This is a genomic window from uncultured Campylobacter sp. (assembly GCF_905371695.1).
In the GTDB taxonomy this organism is placed as follows: Bacteria; Campylobacterota; Campylobacteria; order Campylobacterales; family Campylobacteraceae; genus Campylobacter_A.
On the sequence record NZ_CAJPMA010000024.1, the window covers coordinates 1 to 20,103 of the forward strand.

The 20,103-nt window shown below is 45.2% G+C and carries 20 protein-coding genes; 5 read left to right on the forward strand and 15 right to left on the reverse strand.

The genetic code is table 11. The features are described 5' to 3' along the window. The 4 genes from QZ147_RS03480 to ftsZ form a co-directional block, all read left to right on the forward strand. Positions 1-350, forward strand: a 350-nt coding sequence (locus QZ147_RS03480) for a class II aldolase/adducin family protein (RefSeq protein ID WP_295146981.1), incomplete at its 5' end; no start/stop codon positions are given. 145 nt (positions 351-495) lie between these two features. Then, on the forward strand, positions 496-1,953 hold the full coding sequence (locus tag QZ147_RS03485) for a peptidylprolyl isomerase (RefSeq protein ID WP_295146984.1): 1,458 nt from the start codon (positions 496-498) through the stop codon (positions 1,951-1,953). A 5-nt stretch (positions 1,954-1,958) separates the two neighbouring features. Next, positions 1,959-3,365: a cell division protein FtsA gene (ftsA, locus tag QZ147_RS03490; RefSeq protein ID WP_295146987.1), complete on the forward strand. Its 1,407-nt coding sequence runs from the start codon at positions 1,959-1,961 to the stop codon at positions 3,363-3,365. Between the two features lie 9 nt (positions 3,366-3,374). After that, a complete protein-coding gene (gene ftsZ / locus QZ147_RS03495) occupies positions 3,375-4,520 on the forward strand; it encodes a cell division protein FtsZ (RefSeq protein WP_295146990.1) in 1,146 nt (381 codons plus the stop codon). 59 nt (positions 4,521-4,579) lie between these two features. On the opposite strand, the gene QZ147_RS03500 is transcribed toward ftsZ, so the two are convergent. The 15 genes from QZ147_RS03500 to rpmH all read right to left on the reverse strand — a co-directional run bounded on the left by QZ147_RS03500 (position 4,580) and on the right by rpmH (position 19,347). After that, the gene (locus QZ147_RS03500; RefSeq protein ID WP_295146992.1) at positions 4,580-4,870 is read right to left on the reverse strand and encodes a metal-sulfur cluster assembly factor; all 291 of its coding nucleotides are present in this window, start codon (positions 4,868-4,870) and stop codon (positions 4,580-4,582) included. Further along, the gene (locus tag QZ147_RS03505; RefSeq protein ID WP_295147031.1) at positions 4,867-6,042 is read right to left on the reverse strand and encodes a peptidase M50; all 1,176 of its coding nucleotides are present in this window, start codon (positions 6,040-6,042) and stop codon (positions 4,867-4,869) included. The genes QZ147_RS03500 and QZ147_RS03505 overlap by 4 nt, the downstream gene beginning before the upstream one ends. After that, the gene (locus QZ147_RS03510) at positions 6,042-6,377 is read right to left on the reverse strand and encodes a hypothetical protein (protein WP_295146995.1); all 336 of its coding nucleotides are present in this window, start codon (positions 6,375-6,377) and stop codon (positions 6,042-6,044) included. The genes QZ147_RS03505 and QZ147_RS03510 overlap by 1 nt, the downstream gene beginning before the upstream one ends. Before the next feature lie 78 nt (positions 6,378-6,455). Next, positions 6,456-7,400 (reverse strand): peptide-methionine (R)-S-oxide reductase MsrB, encoded by a 945-nt coding sequence (gene msrB / locus QZ147_RS03515; protein WP_295147033.1) that lies wholly within the window; start codon positions 7,398-7,400, stop codon positions 6,456-6,458. A gap of 244 nt (positions 7,401-7,644) precedes the next feature. Next, a complete protein-coding gene (gene purH / locus QZ147_RS03520) occupies positions 7,645-9,177 on the reverse strand; it encodes a bifunctional phosphoribosylaminoimidazolecarboxamide formyltransferase/IMP cyclohydrolase (RefSeq protein ID WP_295146998.1) in 1,533 nt (510 codons plus the stop codon). 120 nt (positions 9,178-9,297) lie between these two features. Next, on the reverse strand, positions 9,298-10,236 hold the full coding sequence (locus QZ147_RS03525; protein ID WP_295147001.1) for a DnaJ domain-containing protein: 939 nt from the start codon (positions 10,234-10,236) through the stop codon (positions 9,298-9,300). Between the two features lies 1 nt (position 10,237). After that, positions 10,238-11,299: a hypothetical protein gene (locus QZ147_RS03530; protein WP_295147004.1), complete on the reverse strand. Its 1,062-nt coding sequence runs from the start codon at positions 11,297-11,299 to the stop codon at positions 10,238-10,240. Between the two features lie 50 nt (positions 11,300-11,349). Then, positions 11,350-13,539, reverse strand: coding sequence for a phosphoribosylformylglycinamidine synthase subunit PurL (gene purL / locus QZ147_RS03535; RefSeq protein ID WP_295147007.1), 2,190 nt, complete (start codon positions 13,537-13,539; stop codon positions 11,350-11,352). A 113-nt stretch (positions 13,540-13,652) separates the two neighbouring features. Next, entirely contained in the window at positions 13,653-14,399 is a 747-nt protein-coding gene (locus tag QZ147_RS03540) for a hypothetical protein (protein WP_295147009.1), read from the reverse strand. A gap of 160 nt (positions 14,400-14,559) precedes the next feature. Next, positions 14,560-15,912 carry a tRNA uridine-5-carboxymethylaminomethyl(34) synthesis GTPase MnmE gene (mnmE, locus tag QZ147_RS03545; RefSeq protein WP_295147011.1) on the reverse strand — a complete coding sequence of 451 codons (1,353 nt, stop codon included), beginning with the start codon at positions 15,910-15,912 and terminating at the stop codon, positions 14,560-14,562. Further along, positions 15,893-16,984, reverse strand: coding sequence for a Jag N-terminal domain-containing protein (locus QZ147_RS03550; RefSeq protein WP_295147013.1), 1,092 nt, complete (start codon positions 16,982-16,984; stop codon positions 15,893-15,895). The genes mnmE and QZ147_RS03550 overlap by 20 nt, the downstream gene beginning before the upstream one ends. Continuing rightward, positions 16,984-18,552, reverse strand: a complete 1,569-nt coding sequence (yidC, locus tag QZ147_RS03555; protein ID WP_295147015.1) for a membrane protein insertase YidC — start codon at positions 18,550-18,552, stop codon at positions 16,984-16,986. The genes QZ147_RS03550 and yidC overlap by 1 nt, the downstream gene beginning before the upstream one ends. A gap of 2 nt (positions 18,553-18,554) precedes the next feature. After that, positions 18,555-18,893 (reverse strand): membrane protein insertion efficiency factor YidD, encoded by a 339-nt coding sequence (gene yidD / locus QZ147_RS03560; RefSeq protein ID WP_295147018.1) that lies wholly within the window; start codon positions 18,891-18,893, stop codon positions 18,555-18,557. Next, on the reverse strand, positions 18,890-19,225 hold the full coding sequence (gene rnpA / locus QZ147_RS03565; RefSeq protein ID WP_295147034.1) for a ribonuclease P protein component: 336 nt from the start codon (positions 19,223-19,225) through the stop codon (positions 18,890-18,892). Before rnpA ends, yidD begins: the two co-directional genes overlap by 4 nt. After that, entirely contained in the window at positions 19,213-19,347 is a 135-nt protein-coding gene (gene rpmH, locus QZ147_RS03570; protein ID WP_002940373.1) for a 50S ribosomal protein L34, read from the reverse strand. Before rpmH ends, rnpA begins: the two co-directional genes overlap by 13 nt. A 115-nt stretch (positions 19,348-19,462) precedes the next feature. Here rpmH and QZ147_RS03575 point away from each other — a divergent pair. Beyond that, positions 19,463-20,103, forward strand: a 641-nt coding sequence (locus tag QZ147_RS03575; protein WP_295147027.1) for a uracil-DNA glycosylase, incomplete at its 3' end; no start/stop codon positions are given.

Here is a 20,103-nt window from a genome sequence, read left to right on the forward strand (position 1 = left end):
ACATTCACTTAAATATATATAAAAATATAAACGAAGCTAAATTCGTCTGCTACGCTATGCCTCATTATGTCACCGCATATGCATTAAAACACGCTGTCATAGCGCCGAAAGATTATTTCGGCTATATGAAATACGGCGAGATAGAAGTGTATGATCCTAAGCAATTTGAAGATTGGTACGAACGAGCGGACACTGAAATTTACAGATACATGCTGGAAAAACGGCGCAACGTCGCGATTATTAGAGGATACGGAATTTACGCTTTTGCTAGAACGGCGCAGCAGCTGGCGAAGGAAATCGCGGTTTTGGAAAATAGCTGCAAAATTTTACATATAGCAAATTCATATTAATTTTTAAGCTATTTATAAGCGTAACTAACGAATTTTGTACGTTTGTTAGCGAAAATTTTGCGAGAAAAGCGCGATTTTAAGGTAATTTAAGAGAATTTCGGATAAAATCACAAATATTTTTGTTAGTATTTCAAAGGAAATTTTAATGATAACTTGGATGCAAAAGCATAAAAAATACCTAGTCGTGACGATTTGGATTAGCACGATAGCCTTTGTGGGCGCGGGTTTCGTCGGCTGGGGAGCATACGATCTAAACGCCAATAGAGCCACTTCGGTAGCCACGGTAGGTCACAGAAATATCAGCGTTCAAGAATTTCAACAAAAATATAACCAACTATACGATTATTACGCTAACATTTTCGACGGCAAATTAACTCAGGAAAAAGCCGACGAGATGGGACTGGAAAATTTGGCGCTACAAGCAACTATTCAAGAAAATATGCTACTAAATTTCGCCGACGATATCGGACTTGACGTTAGCGACGAGGATATTTTAAAATACATCGTAACCGATCCGAATTTTCAAAAAGACGGAAAATTCGATAAAAATTTCTACTATGACGTTCTAAGACGAGCTAGGATAAATCCCAATGATTTTGAGAAAAATTTGAAACGCTCTATTTTGTTAGATAAGCTAAATTTCGTGCTAAATGCATCTCCTATGAAAAACGATCTGGAAATGATGACGTCAAGTATTTTTATGAAAGATAAAATTTTAGCACAAGTCGTAAAGGTTAGCGCAGACGAAGTAAAAATAAATGAAGACGAAGTAAAAAAGCTGTGGCAAGAGCATAAAAACGACTATATGACCAAGACGCTTTACGACGCGGATACCCTATTTGTCGAGCCGGTAAATAGCGAGGCTAACGCAACTTCGCTAACGGCGTACTATAATGACAATAAAGATAAATATAAAAGTAGCGACGACAAAATAAAAGCATACGACGAAGTAAAAGAGCAGGTCCAAAAAGATTATAATCTAGAACAGGCAAAAACCGATGCATTAGAAAAATATATAGCCGTTAAAAAAGGCGAGCTAGCAACCAACGGAAAAATGAATTTCAATGAAGATAACGCTAGTTTTTCGGTAGGCGAACTAAAAGGCGCAAAGGCTGGAGACACGATAAAACCTTTTGTGTATGAAAACGGCTATTTAATAGTAAAATTAAATAGCATAACCGCGCCGGAACCTATGAGCTACGAACAAGCTCGCGATAAGATCTTGGAAATTTATAAAGATCAAAAGATAAGAGAAATTTTAGAGCAAAAAGCGAAGGATGCCATAAAAGATTTTAAAGGTAAAGAAGTAGGCCTTATAGACAGAGAGGCTAACGCCACGATAGAGGGACTAGAAAGCTATGAAGTGCAAGCATTTGCCAGTCGACTCTTAGAATCGCCTAACAAAAAAGGCTATGTTATATTAGACGATAAAGCCGTCGTATACGAAATTTTAGAGCAAAATTTAACCAACAACGTAACAAATAACGAATACAAACAGTTAATGGAGCAAAACGTCGCAAGACTAAAAAATAGCGAACTAATGAAAGATTTAGCCGCCCAGCTACAAAAACGCTATAAAATAAAAGAATACACCAAAAGGTAATTGCTTTGAGTACTAGAATCTTAGGCATAGACGTCGGATCGTTTCAAATCTGCGCCGTTATCGCTCAACACGATGAAAACGGTATCAAAATAATAGGTATAGGCACCGAAAAAACGCAAGGAATAAAAAAAGGCGTAATTACGAATATCGAGCAAGCTTCAAAATCGATAAAAAGCGCGCTTTCGGAAGCCGAGAGGGTTGCGGGTACTAGATATGAAAAAGTCGTAGTCTCTATATCTGGAGCCTATACTAAAAGCGTAGATAGTAGCGGCGTAGTAAACATCCCAAATCACGAGATCGGTATAAGAGAGATCGAGCGTGCCGTGCAAATGGCGGATCATAACGCAAATATACCGCACGAATACGAACGTCTTCACGTATTGCCGTATAATTTTAAAGTAGACGATCAAGAGCACATTGAAGATCCTATCGGTATGAACGGCACTAGGCTAGAAGTTCAGACGCATATTATTACCGTTCAAAAGTCTTCTTTAAGTAATTTAAGAAAAGCTATAAGCTCAGCCGGCGTACAAATAGACAATATAGTCCTTTCGGGTTACGCTTCGGCGATCGCTACGTTAACCATAGACGAAAAAGAGCTCGGCGTAGCGCTAATCGATATGGGCGGAGCTACGTGTAATATGGTTATTCATTCGGGAAATTCTATTAGATACAACGAATTTTTAGGCGTAGGCTCGACGAATATCACGAACGACCTTTCTATGGCTCTGCATACGCCGCCGCAAAAAGCAGAAGAAATCAAGCTAAATTACAGCTCGTTAGTTAATAAATCAATCGATTTAATCGAACTCCCCGTACTAGGCGACGAGGGCAAAACTCACGAAGTATCGCTAGATATAATCTCCGACGTAATATACCCGAGGGTTGAGGAAACTTTAATGATCCTCGCAAAAATGATAGAAGATAGCGGATATAAAGAGCTGGTAGGCGCAGGCGTAGTACTAACGGGCGGGATGACGAAATTTGACGGATTACGCGAACTAGCATCGGCGATTTTTGATAAAATGCCCGTTCGTATCGCAAAACCGAAAGAGACCGACGGCCTTTACGAAATTATGAGAGAGCCTGCTAATTCATGTGCTATTGGGCTTTGCATGTACGGAGCGGGCGAATTTACTCCTTACGAGATAGACTCTGAAAAGAAAATAAGATACAAAGGCGAAGTTGCCACAAAACCTAAATCAAATTTAAAAAACGTACTTGAAATAGATACGAATTCTAATGAAGACGAAAATTTTGAAGAGGGAATAGAATTGAAAAACGAAGCGCTAGGTACTGATGCGAAAAGCGGTAAAAAAGATTCGTTAAGTAGCATAGCGGACATTAGCAAGCACGAGAAAAAACCAAATATATTATCTAAATTTTGGCAGAAACTAACAGAATCATTCTAAGGAGAAAAAATGGGTAGCTTCACGGTAGAAGAGAACAAACGAGTCTACGGCGCAAAGATTAAGGTCATAGGCGCAGGCGGCGGCGGCGGGAATATGATAAATCATATGATTAGAGAAAATTCTGACCTAAACGTAGATCTAATAATTGCAAATACCGACGTGCAAGCGCTTGAAAATTCGTCTGCTCATACCAAAATTCAACTCGGCGAAAGAACCACAAAAGGGCTTGGAGCCGGTATGGATCCAAAAATCGGCAAAGCCGCGGCTGACGAAAGCTACGACGAAATAAAAAGCGCGCTTGAAACGTCGGATATAGTTTTTATAGCCACCGGTCTTGGCGGCGGGACGGGAACCGGGGCCACGCCTATCGTAGCCAGAGCGGCAAAAGAGGTTGGCTCGCTAACGGTAGCCGTAGTTACTATGCCGTTTAGCTTCGAGGGTAAAAAGCGCCGTAACCAAGCCGAAGCGGGACTTATAGAGCTTCGCAAAGAGTGCGATTCTATCGTAGTTATCCCAAACGATAAACTTCTAACGCTCATAGATAAAAAAGCCGGTATAGCCGAAAGCTACAAAATGGTAGATAACGTTCTAGCTCGCGCCGTAAGCGGAATGAGTACGATCATTTTAAATTCAGAAAGCAGCATGAATATAGACTTTGCCGACGTTAGGACGATTATGAGCTACCGCGGAATGGCTCTAATGGGTATGGGCGACGCACAAGGCGAAGAAGCCGCCCAAGAGGCGATCAAAAACGCTATCCAATCTCCATTGCTTGATAACGTATCGATTAACGGCGCAATGGGCGTTTTGGTACACTTTAAAATTAGCCCGTTATGCCCTCTAAGCGATATTCACGAGGCCATGATGATCATAAACGAAGCAGCCGATGAGAACGCCAACATAAAAATGGGAACGACTACCGACGACGAGATAGAAGACAATAGAGTCGAAGTTACTATTATAGCAACCGGTTTTAAAAGCACGATAGAGGAAAAAATAGAAGCGACCGCGACGCCTATCGAGCAAAAACCTACCATCGGTAATCCTATGCTAAGCAAACGTCTAGAAAAACTAAAAGTATCAGGCGGTTACGAGAGCGAAGAAGCTATGGAGGAACTTGAAAAGCCGACTTGGCTACGCCGCCAAATGGATTAAATTTTCTACCAGATTTCTCCGAGAGCGATGAATTTTATATTCATCGCTTTTTATAAATTTCAAACTCCTAGAGCCTTTTTAACTTCGTCGCTAGCCATCTGTATATTCCACTCGGGCTCCCAGACTAGATCGATATCGCACTCTTTTATACCTTCTACTCGCAATACCGCATCGTTTACCCAGCCTAGAATTAGTTCGTGTAACGGGCAAGATCTAGTAGATAGCGTCATCGTAACCTTTACCGTATCGCCGTTTACGCTTACGTCGTAAATCAGCCCGAGCGATACTATATCAAAACCTACTTCGGGATCTACGATCATGCGAAGCTCGTCGTAAATTCTCTCTTTCATTTTCCTACTCCAAAATTAGTAAATTTAAAAACGTGCGCCATATTAAGCGCGACTAGACTAACGCTAATCAACATACAAAAAAGCGCGATAAATTTTAGACCGAACGTAAAAAATACAAGCGCTAAAACGTTTGCGCAAATAGCCGCATAAGTAGGCTTTTTAATAATCATATCGTCAAGTAGCGGAATTTTAGCCTTTCCTACAAACGGCGAAACGTAGTGATACCAGATGAGAAAAGGCGCGATTTTGTAAAGATGCGCGACGATAAAAGCGTATAAAAAGCCGTAAATCAGCCAAAATATTCCATAGCTAAATCGCCCAAAAGCCGCAAAAACGCAAAAGCCGCAAAACGAAGCAAGCGCCAAAACGATATTTACGTTCCAATAATCAAACGCCTTTCTCACGCGCCTTTTAATAATAATCGCCGCTTCGTATATGAAACATAAAATCGCCGCGACCGCGCAAAAAAGCGTAAATTTCGGCTCGTAAGCCAAAACCGCGCCGCCTAGCGCGTAAAATCCGAGCGAAATTTTACTAGCCGTAAATTTTAGATCATGTACCAGCGCAAACATCGGTAAAAGCACGCTAGCCACGCCGACCGCGACGAAAAATACGAAACCTAGCACGAAATACACGTGATAAAATAAAAGCGTCTCAAAATCCCACGCGAGCGCGCCCGTAAGCGCCAAAACCAAGCAAAATCCGAGCGTAATGCCGACTATTAAAAGCCCTGCCGAAACTAAGAGCGCAAACGCCGCAAAACTTCGCTTTTTATTTCCTATAAAACTAAGCGCGTAAGTAACGCCGAAAAATAAAAGCGACAAAAACAAAAACCCGCCGCCGGCGTGCATAAAAGCGCTATTGCCGGTAAATAACCCCGCAACGAACGCCATTAACGAAAGCGCATAGATAAAAAGATTTACAAACGCTCCTTTTATCGTAAAAAACGGTTTTTCAAGAATAACCGACGTTAGCTGATACAGCGCGCCCATAATTATGCTAATTACGAAGCCTACGAAAAATAGATGTAAAAATCCGGCGGTCGGCGGCGCAAAAACAGCGTCCAAATCTACCGTAAAAAACGCAAAGATACTTAAAAATAAAAACGCTAGTCCCGCGATAAAATATCCACCGACTAGCCTAAACGGCGGCGCAAACGTATTTAAAAGCATTAATGGCAAAGACTCGTATCGACGCCGTCTACGCTAGCGCCGCTTTTTAGCGTAAAGGTCATTTTTACCGCGCCACCTTCGATATCTTCGCGCTCGATATTAAACTGCGCTTGTAGTTTAGGGATTAGCCCCGCCGGGAATTTGTGGTTTATCATTAAAATTTTAGTGTTTGCGTCCGCAAATTTTATCGCCGCGAAAGCATTTAGCATAGGCTCTGGCGGCGGGCACGGGCGACTGTCGAATCCTACGAAATTTACGCCGTCTTTGTTTGTTTTATAAAACGGAACCGTCGCGCCGTCCACGCTAAATTCCTGCCAACCGTCAAAAAAATTCATTTTTTCTCCTTGTTTGAAATTTCGGACGATTATACTCTTAAAGAAAAATTTAGCGCTTGACGCGCCTCAACGCCCAAATTACTTCACGTACTGGACGTAATCGCCGTATCCTAGCTCTTTCATTTTTTCAAGCGGGATAAATTTTAAACTCGCGCCGTTTATGCAGTAGCGAAGTCCGCCGCGCTCTTTCGGCCCGTCGTCAAAAACGTGCCCTAAATGGCTATCCGCGCCATTTGAGCGTACTTCTACGCGCTGCATGCCGTGGCTGTCGTCTTGACTAAAATTTAGCGCGTCGGTAGTTATAGGCTTAGTAAAGCTCGGCCAGCCGCAGCCGGCGTCAAATTTATCCGAACTTGAAAATAGCGGCTTTCCGCTTACAATATCGACGTAGATGCCGCGCTCGTTCAGTTTATCGTATTCGCTGCTGAACGGGCGCTCTGTGGCGGCGTTTTGCGTGACGGCGTATTGCTCTGTGCTTAGTCGCTCGCGTAGTTGCTCGTCGCTAGGCTTTTTAAATTTTTGTTCGTCGTAAAGCGGCTTTTTGGCTAAATTTAAATCGATGTGACAATATCCGCCCGGGTTTTTATCCAGATAATCTTGGTGATAATCCTCGGCTAAGACGAAATTTCTAAGCGGCTCTACCTCGACGGCGATAGGCGCGCTAAATTTGCTCTGTTCCTGCGCGATAAAAGCCTTGATGCTAGGCAGCAGCGACGCATCCGCGTAGTAAATGCCCGTGCGGTACTGCCGTCCGACGTCGTTGCCTTGCTTATTGACCGACGTCGGCTCGATTATACGAAAGTAATGAGCTAAAATTTCGGTTAGAGAAACGCGATTTTCGTCGAATTTTAGGCGTAGAGTCTCGGCATGGTCGGTCTGTTTTAGCCCTTCGTAGCTTGCCTGCTCGCTCTTTCCGTTTGCATAGCCCACGTCTGTTTGCGTTACGCCCGCAATCTTTTTAAAATACCCTTCGACGCCCCAAAAGCAGCCGCCTGCTAGGTAAATTTCGGTTATTTTTTGCATTCCGTTTCCTTTAACGTCTAAATTTTGACCGTCGCGCCCCGCTTGCGCCTCGTGTCCCTGCCCGCAGCCCAATGTCGCAAACAACGTCGCGATCAAAACGAGTATTTTTTTAAATTTTGTGCTCATCTCATCCTCCTTATATTTTGCAAAATTTTAGCAAAATTTACGTTAGCGAACGTAAAATTTTAAAATTTGCGCAAACGGGCGAAGCGAAAATAGCAATAATCGCGTAGGGCGCGCAAAATTAGTGCAAAAAGTGGCGTACGCCCGTAAAATAAAGCGCCATCCCATGCTCGTTCGCCGCCTCTATCACCTCGTCGTCTCTAATGCTACCGCCGGGCTCGATCACGCATTTTACGCCCACTTTTGCGGCGATATCGATGCTGTCTCTAAACGGAAAAAACGCCTCGCTAGCAAGCGTGCAGCCGTGCAAGTCAAGATCAAGTTCTTTCGCCTTAGCTACCGCGGCGCGAGCGGCGTCCACGCGACTAGTCATACCCATACCGATCGCCACCACGGCGCCTTCTTTTACGTAAACCACGCAGTTGCTTTTAGTAAGCGTGGCGACCTTCCACGCAATCTGCGCATCGTTTAATTGCTCCGGTTTTGCGCGCTTTTTACTCATTAGCTTCATATTAGTTAGCTCTTCGTCTTTTACGACGTCGCGCTCTTGATAAACGAAGCCGCCGTCTACGCGCTTAAAGTCGTATTTATCGTTCGCACGCGCTAAAAATTTATTATCCTGCGTGAAAATTTTGATACGTTTTTTACCTTCAAATACCGCTAGCGCCTCGCTAGTTACGTTTGCGGCGATTATAACCTCGACGTAAATTTCGTTAATCTTTTGCGCTAGCTCTTTATCTAGCGTCCCGTTTATCGCCACGACGCCGCCGTACGCGCTGATAGGATCGCATTTTAGCGCCTCTACGTAGCTTTCTAACAGGCTGTTTTTAACGGCGAATCCGCACGGATTAGCATGCTTAATTATCGCTACCGCGGGCGCTTCGCCGAAGCTAGTCGCGAGCATTACCGCGCCGTTAATATCTGTTATGTTATTAAAGCTCGCCTCGCCTTTTAACGCGCGGAAATTTTTAGTAAAAAAGTCTTCAAATTCGTAAAGCGCGCCTTTTTGATGCGGATTTTCGCCGTAGCGCGTATCGAAAACCTTGCGCCCTACTATAAATTTCTCGTCGCCAAATCCGCCGTTAAATCGCTCATTCATGTAGTTTGCGATCATCGCGTCGTATGCGGCGGTGTGCTCGTAGGCCTTTATCATCAAACTCCTACGGTAGTCGTAGTCGGCGCGTCCTTCGCGCAAGCGAGCTAAAATTTCGCCGTAATCGCGGGCATCCGTTACGATTAACACGTCGGCGAAATTTTTAGCCGCGCTTCGCACCATCGCAGGGCCGCCGATGTCGATGTTTTCGATAATTTCGCCAAAATCGTCCGTGCGCGCGACCGTTTCTTTAAACGGATATAAATTTACGCACACTAAATCGATACACTCGATACCGTTTGCGCGCGCTTGCTCTACGTGCGCGGCGTCGGAGCGTTTGTGTAAAATTCCGCCGTGAATTTTAGGATGCAAGGTCTTTACGCGACCTTCAAACATCTCGGGGCTTTGCGTGACCTCCGCGACTTCGACGGCCTTTACGCCGTTTTCGTTTAATAGCTTATGCGTGCCGCCGGTACTAATGATCTGCCAACCAAGCTCGCTTAAACCTTTGGCGAACTCGACTATGCCGCTTTTGTCGCTGACGCTAATTAGTGCTCTCATTTATAATTCCTTTCTTTTTGTCGGTTTGTATTTTGCCGCGCCGAAATTTGAGCGAATTTTACAAAAATTTTACTAAATTCTCTAACTCTAAAAAGACTAAGCGCCGCAAGAGGGCGGTCGCTAAGCCGCGCGCTGTTTTATCGCTTCGTAAGCTTCGTTTATCTCTTGTAGCTTACGGGTGCTCTTTTCTATAATTTCCTTGCTCTCGCCCTGCCCCATTAAAATATCGGGATGATATTTTTTTACCAGTTCGCGGTAGCGCCTTTTTACCTCGCTAAACGCCGCGCCTTCGCTAAGTCCGAGCACGTCGTAAGGGCTTTTTGCTTTGGTTTTCGCGCTAGCGCCGTTATTTGCGCCGCCCGACGAACCGCCGTTAGAGCCGGCTTGGCTCCTACCGAAATCGGATCCGCCGTAGCCGCTACCGCGTCTACTTTTGTCTTGATCCAAATCGACGTCTTCATCGTATCCGTTAGCAAATTCCCAGCCGTCCGAGCGCTTGTCGCCGCGACTTTGGCGTTCGTTTTGCCACTGCTTAAACCTATCTTGCTTTTGTCCCGCATAAAACGCGTCAAACTGCGCAAACAGCATACTTAGCTCGGCTCCGCCTACTCTCATCCCTAGGGCTATTTGCGTGATCAAATTTCGCTCGTCGACGCTTAAATGTCCGTCTACGTAAGCAAGGCTTATTAAAACCGCCATTTTCGAAACCGCCGCGCTTTTACTTAGGCGAAATTTATTCTGATATTCGCGCGCTATCTCGTAGGCGTTGGCTAAATTTTCCTTCTCGCGCTTGTAAATCAGCTTTAACTCAGCCCTTTTTACCGCATCTCCGCCCAGTTTTGCGGCTAGATCGTCCAGTATTTCTTTTATCAGCCTCGCTTCAAGCTCGTTTACGCGCCCGTCGCTTTTAGCGACTTTTGCGAGTAGGCTTACTAGATATTTCGCCTCGTCGTAAGCTCTACCGCCGAAAATTTCCTCCGCCCTATCCGCGCTCCACATGTCCGCGGTTAGAACATAGATCGCGTAGCCTACGGCGAGTAAAATTAAAATTCCCAGCATCTTACCACAAATGATAGATGGTATTTTTAATCTTTCCTCCGACTAGCTCGTTCTTGCGCCACGAGCTCTCGTCATTCATTACGCTCCATCTACGCTCCTCCGCGCGATAAAACCAGTCTTTATCTATCTGATAATATACCTGCTTGCCGCCAGTTTCGATAACGTTTGCTATGTTATTGTCGTGATAGCTGTTCTCGTCGTAGTCAGTAAAGGCGCGCTGCCCCATTTCAGAATACAGCATCGTAAGCTCTTGAAGCATCTCGTTTAGCTCGTCGTCCATTTTTTTAACGTGCAGTCCGATTTCCTCGGCCTCGCGGAAAAGTATCGGATATTCGTGAGCCGGATAATCGCCGTTTAACCTCTCCGAAATTTCGGCTATCTTAGCATCGTCGCTAATATGATAGCGCAGTAGCTCGCGGCAAATTTTAAGCGAAAGCGAGCTAGCGCGGTCTACGGCGCCGAAAACTAGCGGATGGACGTAGCCGTAAAGGCTCTCGTAGGGGTTTTTGTCGCTCGGTTTTTCTTGATCTTTCCATAACTTAATCACTCGGTTTAGCTCGTCCATCGATATGCTGACGCGTTCGTTGCCGCTGTCTACCGGACTCATCGCGTGTTTCAAAGAGGTATCCACCGGCGTTAGATAAGCTAGCGGTCCCATTACGATCTCATTCGCTCCAAGCGCCATCATCGTCGCGGCCGACGCACAGTTAGCGGGCACTAGCGCCGTAATATTTTTACAATAATCGCGTAACGTGCTGATGATACGAAGCGCGGCTATACCGCTACCGCCGTCGCTTTTGATATACAAAAAGGCGTTGTCAATTTTTTTGCCCTTTAAAATTTCATACATCGCGCTCGCATCGTTGCCGCAGACGCTGCCCGCGTTTGAGTTATAGTAAGTAATGAGAGTACCGCCTAGTTTGTTTTCGATATGCTTAATTAGCGATTGCGTCTCGTTAAAAAGTATCGGAGGCTTAGCTACCGCACGATTTTGGTGCGAGCCTCTTTGCTCGCCCTGCCCTTCGTCATCGTTTTTCTTGCTTAAAACGTCTAATAAACTCATTTTTATCCTTTAAAATTTTGATTATTTAATCGCCGCAGAATGCTTAAATTTTAGCTTTCTTGCTTGATAATCTTGGCAAACTCGCTAAAATAAACCTCGCTAACCTCGCTTAGCTTTTCCTCGATATCGTTTAGTTTAAATTTATCTCCGCCCACGCTACCGATTTTTTCAAATTTGACGCCGTGTTTTGCGGCTAGAGATTCAAATTTATCCTCGTCTTTCACGCCAACGATCGCGCGCGAAAAGCTCTCGTCAAAGATGAAATTTGGCTTTTTAACGTCAAATTTACACTCAGCGCCAAGCCCGCTTAGGCACGCCATTTTTGCTAGCGTTATCGCTACGCCGCCTACGCCTACGCTGTTTGCAAACTCTAGCGCGCCCGATTTATTTGCCTCGATGACCAAATCCCACAGCGCGCGCTCTTTTTTATAGTCCACCGCTGCTAGCTCGCCGCCCACCGCGTCAAATAGCGCCTTAGCGTAAAGTGACGCGGCAAATTCGCCCTTCGTCTCGCCAAGCACGTATATCGCCGTACCAGCGCGCGTAAAGACGCTCGGCAGGCTCGCATTTGCGTCCTCGTTTACGCCCACCGTCACGATCGCGGGCGTCGGATAGACGCTCACGCCCTCGGTATCGTTATATAGGCTCACGTTGCCGCTCACAACTGGCGTATTTAGCTCGCGGCAAGCCTCTTTGATACCCTCGCAGCCCTGCGCGAACTGCCACATGACCTCCGGATTTTGCGGATTGCCGTAGTTTAGGCAGTCGGTGATAGCTAGAGGCGTCGCTCCGCTCATCGCGACCTTTCGTCCGGCCGCCGCGACCGCTCTAGCCGCGCCGTTTTTGGGATCAACGAAATTCGCCCGCGGGTCGCACTGTGCCGCCATCGCGATCGCCCTGCCAGTTTCTTTCACGCGGATAACCGCAGCTCCCAGAAGCCCCGGTTGTTTGATCGTATTTGTTTGGATATTTGCGTCGTATTGATCGTAGATTAGCGACTTATTTAGCACCTCGGGTTCGCTAAGCAGCTTCCAAAACGCGGTTTTATTATCTGCGTTCCCCGGGATTTGTAAATTTTTGATTTCGTCTAGGTATTTTGGGCGCGTTGTCGGTCGGTCGAGCACCGGGGAGGCCTCGCTAAGCGGCGCTATCGGTATCTCGCCCGCTAGCTCGCCGTGCCAATAAAGCTCCATCACGCCGCTGTTTGTTACCTCGCCGATGATCTCGGCGTCTAGGTCCCATTTTTTAAATATCTCTAGTATCTTTTGCTCGCAGCCTTTTTTGGCACAGATTAGCATACGCTCCTGGCTTTCGCTCAGCATTAGCTCGTACGGCGTCATGCCCGTTTCACGCATAGGCACGCGGTCTAGATACATCTTCATACCGCTGCCGCTGCGTCCGGCCATCTCAAAGCTGCTAGACGTTAGCCCCGCCGCGCCCATATCCTGGATACCCACGACGTAGTCGGTTTTAAATAGCTCCAAGCACGCCTCCATCAGCAGCTTTTCGGCAAACGGATCGCCCACCTGCACGGTCGGGCGCAGAGATTTGTTCGCATCGTTAAAGCTATCGCTCGCCATCACGGCGCCTCCAAGCCCGTCGCGACCGGTTTTTGAGCCGACGTAGATCACGGGGTTGCCGATGCCTTCGGCTCTGCCGTAAAATATCTCGTCGCTCTTACAAAGCCCAAGCGCAAATGCGTTTACTAGGATGTTGCCGTTAAAGCTAGGATCAAACGTCGTCTCGCCGCCGATAGTAGGTATGCCCATGCAGTTGCCGTAGTGAGCGATTCCCGCAACCGCGCCTTTTAGCAGGTAGCGCTGTTTTTTCGCGTTTTCGCTCTCGCCGCGCACTTCGCCAAATCTCAGCGAGTTCATATTCGCCACGACCCGCGCGCCCATCGTAAATACGTCGCGCAGTATCCCGCCCACGCCCGTCGCCGCGCCCTGAAAAGGCTCGATGAAGCTTGGGTGGTTGTGGCTCTCCATCTTAAACACCGCCGCGACGCCGCCTCCGACGTCGATGACGCCCGCGTTTTCGCCAGGACCCTGGATCACCCACGGCGCCTTGGTCGGGAAGCCGTTTAGGTACTTTTTACTCGACTTGTAGCTGCAGTGCTCGCTCCACATCGCGGAAAATATCCCAAGCTCGAGCAAATTTGGCTCTCTACCTAGGATTTTAAGTATATTTTCGTATTCGTCGTCGCTGATTTTATGCGCTTTTACGGTAGCTTTGTCCATTTTTAGCCTTTTGTGAAATTTCGTAGGCATTTTACTTTAAAAAGGGTAAAATTTTACTGATTTTACAGTCTTGCGTAGGCGGCTAAATTTTACGCCCGCAAGGGCCCGTCGCTTTATTTGGGCTGCGCGCAGATCGCTTCTAAAATTTGCTCTTGCTTTGCCGCATCAGGCTCGATAACTAGGCTTTTAAACTGCTTTGACTTCGCCTGAGACCGTAGTTTTTCGGTCTCGTCTTGCGGATAGAAAAATCTAAAATCTAAATTTTTAATCGTCGCCGGCCCGCCTTTTTGCGTACGCGCGTCCATAATCGTAGCGAAAAATTTGCTATTATCCTCGCTTTGTTTATCGTAATAATTCGTCACTACGCGGACGCCGATCGCTTTGCCAGAGTTAAAGCTCTCGCAAACGGCATCGCCTTTTGCGTCAAATACCGAGCTTTCTATTATGCCGCCGCCGAATTGATAAAATTTTAAGCTTTTAGCGCGGCTTACGCGCTCAAATTCGGCGAGGTTTTTTAAATCTACGTAGCGGTAGCCAAACGGCATATCGGCATCAAGCTCGTGCAGCGTCGCCGTAAAACCGCTGATTGCTAGCATATCGCCCAGTTTTACCGCGCGCCCGCTAATTTGCGTAATCGCTAAGCCTACGACGTCGCCGTCTTGCAGCCGCATAGTTTTACTTAAATTTTCTGAGTAAAAGGCTATTTTGCCGAGCGTGCCGTTATTTTCCAAATAGTCGTAATAATTTAGTCGCGCCTGCCCTGGTAAGACCGGCGCGAGCGCGTCGTTTCCGAAAAATCCATCGGCGAAGCAACCGCCCAAAACCGCGGCGGTAACGAGCGCAAAGATAAAATTTTTCATAAAAATCCTTAAAATTTAGACGAGAGAAGTCCCGAAAATACAAGGCGAATTTAAGCGTCGTTCGCGCCTATTGTAAAGGTCGCGACGTAAATTTCGGCGCAAATCCATTTAAATTTACTAGCCGTTTTAAAGGCGCTCGTAAAGCGGTCGCTCAAATTCGTCACTTACCCAGACAAAACGAGCTAAACATTTCGTCTAAAATTTCATCTCTCTCAAAAGGCCTTGTTATCGCCGCGATCGCCGCGATCGCCGAATTTAGCTCGTATGCGAAAATTTCTAACTCGCCCTCGCCAAGAAAGCTTTGCGCCCGTTTTAGCGCCGCGCTTGCGACTTCGCACTGCAAAATTTGCCTATTTGAGCTAAGTACGAGCTCGTTAACGTCTTGCGCGTCGAGATAATCGCGTAAAATTTCTAAAATTCTCTCCACGTCGCTTTTGGCTGAAATTTTAATCGCGCCGTCTATTTTTATGTCGAATTTAGGCTCTAAATCGCTTTTGTTTAAAACGTAAAAAATTTTCTTAGGCGCTTCTTTGTCTTCGCGCTCGCGTAAAATTTCTAAAATTTCTCGGTCTTGCTCGTCGCTGGCTTGCGAGCCGTCGAAAACGGCAAGAATAATCTCGGCTTCTTTAATGGCGTCAAAAGCGCGCTCTATACCTATTTGTTCGATTTTGCCGGCGTTCGCGCGGATACCTGCGGTATCGATAAAGCGCACCAAGTGCGTACCGACTTTTAAATTTTCCTCGATTCTGTCGCGCGTCGTGCCCGCTTCGTCCGAAATAATCGCGCGTTCAAAGCTTAAAAGTGCGTTTAAAATCGAACTTTTACCGACGTTAGGCTTGCCTACTATCGCTATTTTAAAGCCATCGATCAGTCCGCGCCTAGAACGACTAATAGCCACTATACGATCTAGTTTTTCTACATTTTTTGATAGCATTTGACGGATATTTTCTAATAAATCTGGCGGTAGATCGTCCTCGGCGTAGTCTATGCTAGTTTCGACGAAGGCTAGAGTCTTTACGATCTGCGAGCGCATATCGTTTACGTATTCGCCAAGATCGCCTCTCATTTGGCGGGCTAAAATTTTAGCGGCAGACTCGCTTCTGGCGTTAATAAGTCCTTGTATCGCCTCGGCCTTACTAAGATCTAGCTTACCGTTTAAAAACGCGCGCTTGCTAAATTCTCCGGGACAAGCTAGCCTCGCCCCCGCTTTTACGAGCTCGCCTAAAATCGTATCGGCGACCACGAAACCGCCGTGAGTTTGAATCTCCACGACGTCCTCGCCGGTAAAACTTGCGGGTGCCTTGAAATAAATCATAATCGCTTCGTCTAAAAACTCGCCCTCAAAAGAGTAAATTTTACGCAGACTCGCATAGCGCGGCTCTAACGCTGCCGTTTTCGTAAGTTTTAGCGCGGTTTTTAGCGCAGTAGCGCCGCTTAATCTAATAATGCAGATCGCGCCCGCGCCGTGGGCGGTGGCGATCGCGGCTATATCGTCATTTTTTGTAAAATTCATTTACGACTACGAATTTTCCGTCCGCACCCGTTTTTACGGCGACGTATTTATCGGGGAAGCGCTCTCGTAATTTTTCAAGCGCTATTTTAACCAAAACCCCGTCAAGCGGCTTAGTCTGCGCCCTGCCGGTAGTTTCTACGCGCTCGATCACTCCTATTAGATATTGCTCGATCGCCGCCTCTTGGTTTTTGAAAAATTGCGCGATTTCAAGACGCACGGCAAGAGAGTATTTAAAATTTAGCCAGCTAAAAAGCATATACGAGATTGCCTTGTAGCGATAGCCCTCTTTACCTATCAACAGCGCCGCATCGGCTCCATCAAGCTCTACCAGCACGCAATCGTCGCTAAATTTGCTAACTTCGATTTTATCTATCTCAAAGCAGCTCGCCGCAAAAAGTCTTTTTATATCCTGTTTAATTTTAGGCAAAATTTCTTCGAAATTTATAGGCTCTTTTTGCTCTTTTTTGCGCTCGTCTTTAAATGTGCTAGGCGCTTTTTCTTGATTAAAGTTATCCAAAATAGACGTATCTAAAATATTCTTCATAGGCGAAATTTTAGGCTTTTTCTCGTTTAAATTTTCTCCTAAATTTTCATCTGCGCCGTCCGTATCGATCCTTTTGATCACGTATTCGGGCTTTGTTTGCTCGCTTTGGCGCCGTGCGTCTTCGCCGCTCTCCGCAAACGCCGCTTGCGCAAGAGCCGTATTTTGCTCGTTTAGGAAATTTTGCCTTGATTTATGGCCTTGTTCATGACGGATATCGTCGCTTTTGTCTTTATGATTTTTATGATCGCGTTTTTGAACGTTTAAACCGGACTTTTTACCTATTTTTGCGTCCGATTGCTTATGGTGTCCTTGGTTTTGTTCGCCTTTCTCGCTAGCGTCGCGCTTTGTCTTATGCGATTTCTCGCAGTTTTCTCGGGTTACTTCTATGATCGCGTTTTTCTTAAAAAAACCTAAAAATCCGCTGCTAGGATACTGCACTACCTTGATATCAAGCTCCGTAACCGAGCAATTTAGTTCATCAATCGCTTTTTTGTAAGCGTCGCCTAAATTTTTGGCCTCGATACGCATTATTCCTTTACCTCCGCGCGTTTGTGCTTTTCAAAAAGCTTATTGACGAAAATTTGCTGGACGACCGAGCAAACGTTATTAACGAACCAATAAAGCGTAAGTCCCGCAGGAAACGTCACGAAAAAGAACGTGAAAACTATCGGCAGATACTTCATGATCTTTTCTTGCATCGGATCGCTAAACGTCGTAGGCGTAAGGCGCTGCTGCAAAAACATAGTTGCGCCCATTAAAATAGGCAGGATAAAAAACGGATCCATCACCGATAGATCATGTATCCAAAGTATCCACTCCGCGCCTTTTAGTTCGATGGCATTGAGCAATACGCGGTAAATCGCGAAAAATACCGGAATTTGCAAAAGTATCGGCAAGCACCCACCCATAGGATTTGCGCCGTGTTTTTTGTATAGTTCCATCATATGCGCGTTTAGCTTTTGCGGATCGCCTTTATATTTGGCTTGCAACTCTTTCATTTTAGGCGCTAGCTCTTTTAGCTTGTTCATAGAAAGCATGCCTTTGTACGTTAGCGGAAATAGTACGATCCTAATAACTAACGTAAGCACCACGATCGCCCAACCCCAGTTGCCTATATAAGTATGCAAAAAGCTTAAAAACGCAAACATGGGCTTTGCAATAAAGCTAAACCAGCCATATTCGACGACGTCGGTCAGGCGAGCGTCGATACTTTTTAAATTTTCGTAATCCTTCGCTCCGATATAGCCTTTAACGCTAAAATTAGAGCTACCTTTTACGAACACGATGGCGTTATTCGCGCCGTCTTTACTCATCTGTACGCTCAGCGGCTTATCAAAAGAGTAAAATAGCGTCGTATAGTAGCGGTCTGACGCCGCTGCCACGTTTATATCGGTAAAATTTTCGTTTCCGTCGAGATCGCCGTCTTCAAGGATAGTAAGCTTCTCGTCGGCATGTCTTAATAACGCGCCGTGAACCGTATAGCTATCGACGGTTATGCCGGGTCTAAATCCGGGAGATATGAAATATTGCGCGTCGCGGCTTAATTTCACTTCCGCGCCGTAGCTGCCGTTCTCGTAAAAGGTTATCTTTTTAAAGATTTCTAAATCTCCTAAATTTTGAGTTAAATTAACGACTTTCGCTCCGCCCGTAAGCTCTATCTCGCTAACGTCGGCTACGTAAGGCGCATTAAAAGCCTTTTCATTTAAGCTCGAATCGCTAAATCTAATTTCAAGCGCAAGCGGAGAAGAGCCCGTAAGCTGCGTTCTTTCGCCGTTTTCCAATAAATATTTTTTCTCGTTTAAATAAAATTTGGAAATCCTACCCAGCTCGTCTATGTAGGCTTCGTAATTTTTTGCTTTGATTTTAGTTAAAATTTTACCCGTATTTTGATTGCCGCTTGCGATATTTGCAGGACCGGAGACGCTCGAATTTACGGGAGCGGCGGAATTTTTAGAAGCTGCGTTTGCGCTATTTGCGGTGATGTTTTGCTCTACCGGAGTGCGTTTGGGTACGAAAAAATAATCATAAACTACAAAAAACAAAAACGATAATAAAGTGGCGATTAATACCCTTTTTTGAGTAGAAAGCTTATCCATATTTAAAATTTTCCTTTTAATGAATCTAATGTTTTTATGACGTAAAATTTATCGTCTTTGTAGGGCACGAACCAAAAATCGATACCCAAAATTTTAGCCCGAGCGATTAGAAGGCGACCAAATTTTTTACGAACGATAGGATAATCTATGCCGCCCCTAAAAAGCTGATTGCACTTTAAAATTCTCATACAAACGCTAAATAATGCCAAAAAAATATTGTTATTTTTAAATTGCCAAACGGCGTATTCCGAGCAGCTCGGATAGTAGCGACAAGCGCTAGGCGTAATCTTAGAGATGTAATTTTGATAAAATTTAATACAAGAAAGCGCGAGCCTTCTCATTTTAAACATCCTAATTTTTTAAACGACCAACGCAAAGTTTTTTGAATTTTATCAAACGATATTTCTTCAAGACCGCTTTTAGCTACCATAATATAAATCCCGTTTTCAAGTTGGCTTGAAACATCTAAAAATGCGGCTCGCAAACGTCTTTTTACCAAATTGCGAACGACCGCTTTTCCTACTTTTTTACTAGCGACAACGGCCATTTTTTTCTGATCCGAAGGCTTATAAAATACTACGCAGGCATCGTTGTGCCATCTTTTAGCTTCTTTATAAACCGACGAAAATTCCTTTGAGTCGTTTAGCGACTCAAAATCCGCTACGCCGCCAATCTTTTTCTGCCTTTGGCTCGTCTAGCGTTTATTACCTTCCGACCGTTTTTAGTTTTCATTCTTAAACGAAAGCCGTGAGTTCGTTTTTTAGGGGTTTTGTGAGGCTGATAAGTCCTTTTCATTTGCTTCCTTAAAGTTAATATGAAGGCGTGATTTTAGCAAAGCAATACTTAAATTCCTTTGAATACCCGCGCGCGACGTAATTTAAATTTTAAGCAAATCTAATTATAATACGCAATGCAAATTTTAAACCGAACCGCCGAGATAGAACGGCTTTATTTTTTAAGAGCGCTCGGCTACCGTTTCATGCCGCAAGTTACGAATTTTAGGGATTATAATAGCGATTTTTTAGATTTAGAAGCCCTAAATAGAGAAATTAATTCGTGCGCTCTTTGCTCGTTAAAAAAATCGGCAAATAGCGCGCTGATCGGGCAAGGCGACGCAAAAAGCAAGGTTATGATAGTCTCGCCCGCGCCTAGTTTTAGCGAAGATCAAAGCGGCGAGCGACTTTGTGGCGAGGACGGAGCTAAAATTTGCGACTTGATTTACGACGGGCTAAATTTGCGAAAAGGCGAATTTTACGCCACATCCGTTTTGCGCTGTAAACCTGGGCTTGCAGGCGCAAACGAGCGATGCTTCGCGCTTTGTAAGCCGTATTTATTCGAGGAAATTAGGCTAATTAAACCAAAAATAATAGTCGCTTTAGGCGAGGAGGTATTTTTAAGTTTTTATCCTAAAAGCCTTGAAAATAAGAGTTTTGAGAGTATTAGAGGCAGCGTATTAAAATTTGAAAATTCGCTTTTACTGCCGGCCTACTCGCAAGCGCAGATCGCTAAAAATCCGAGCTTGGAAGCAATTTTTAGACAAGATTTAAAAAA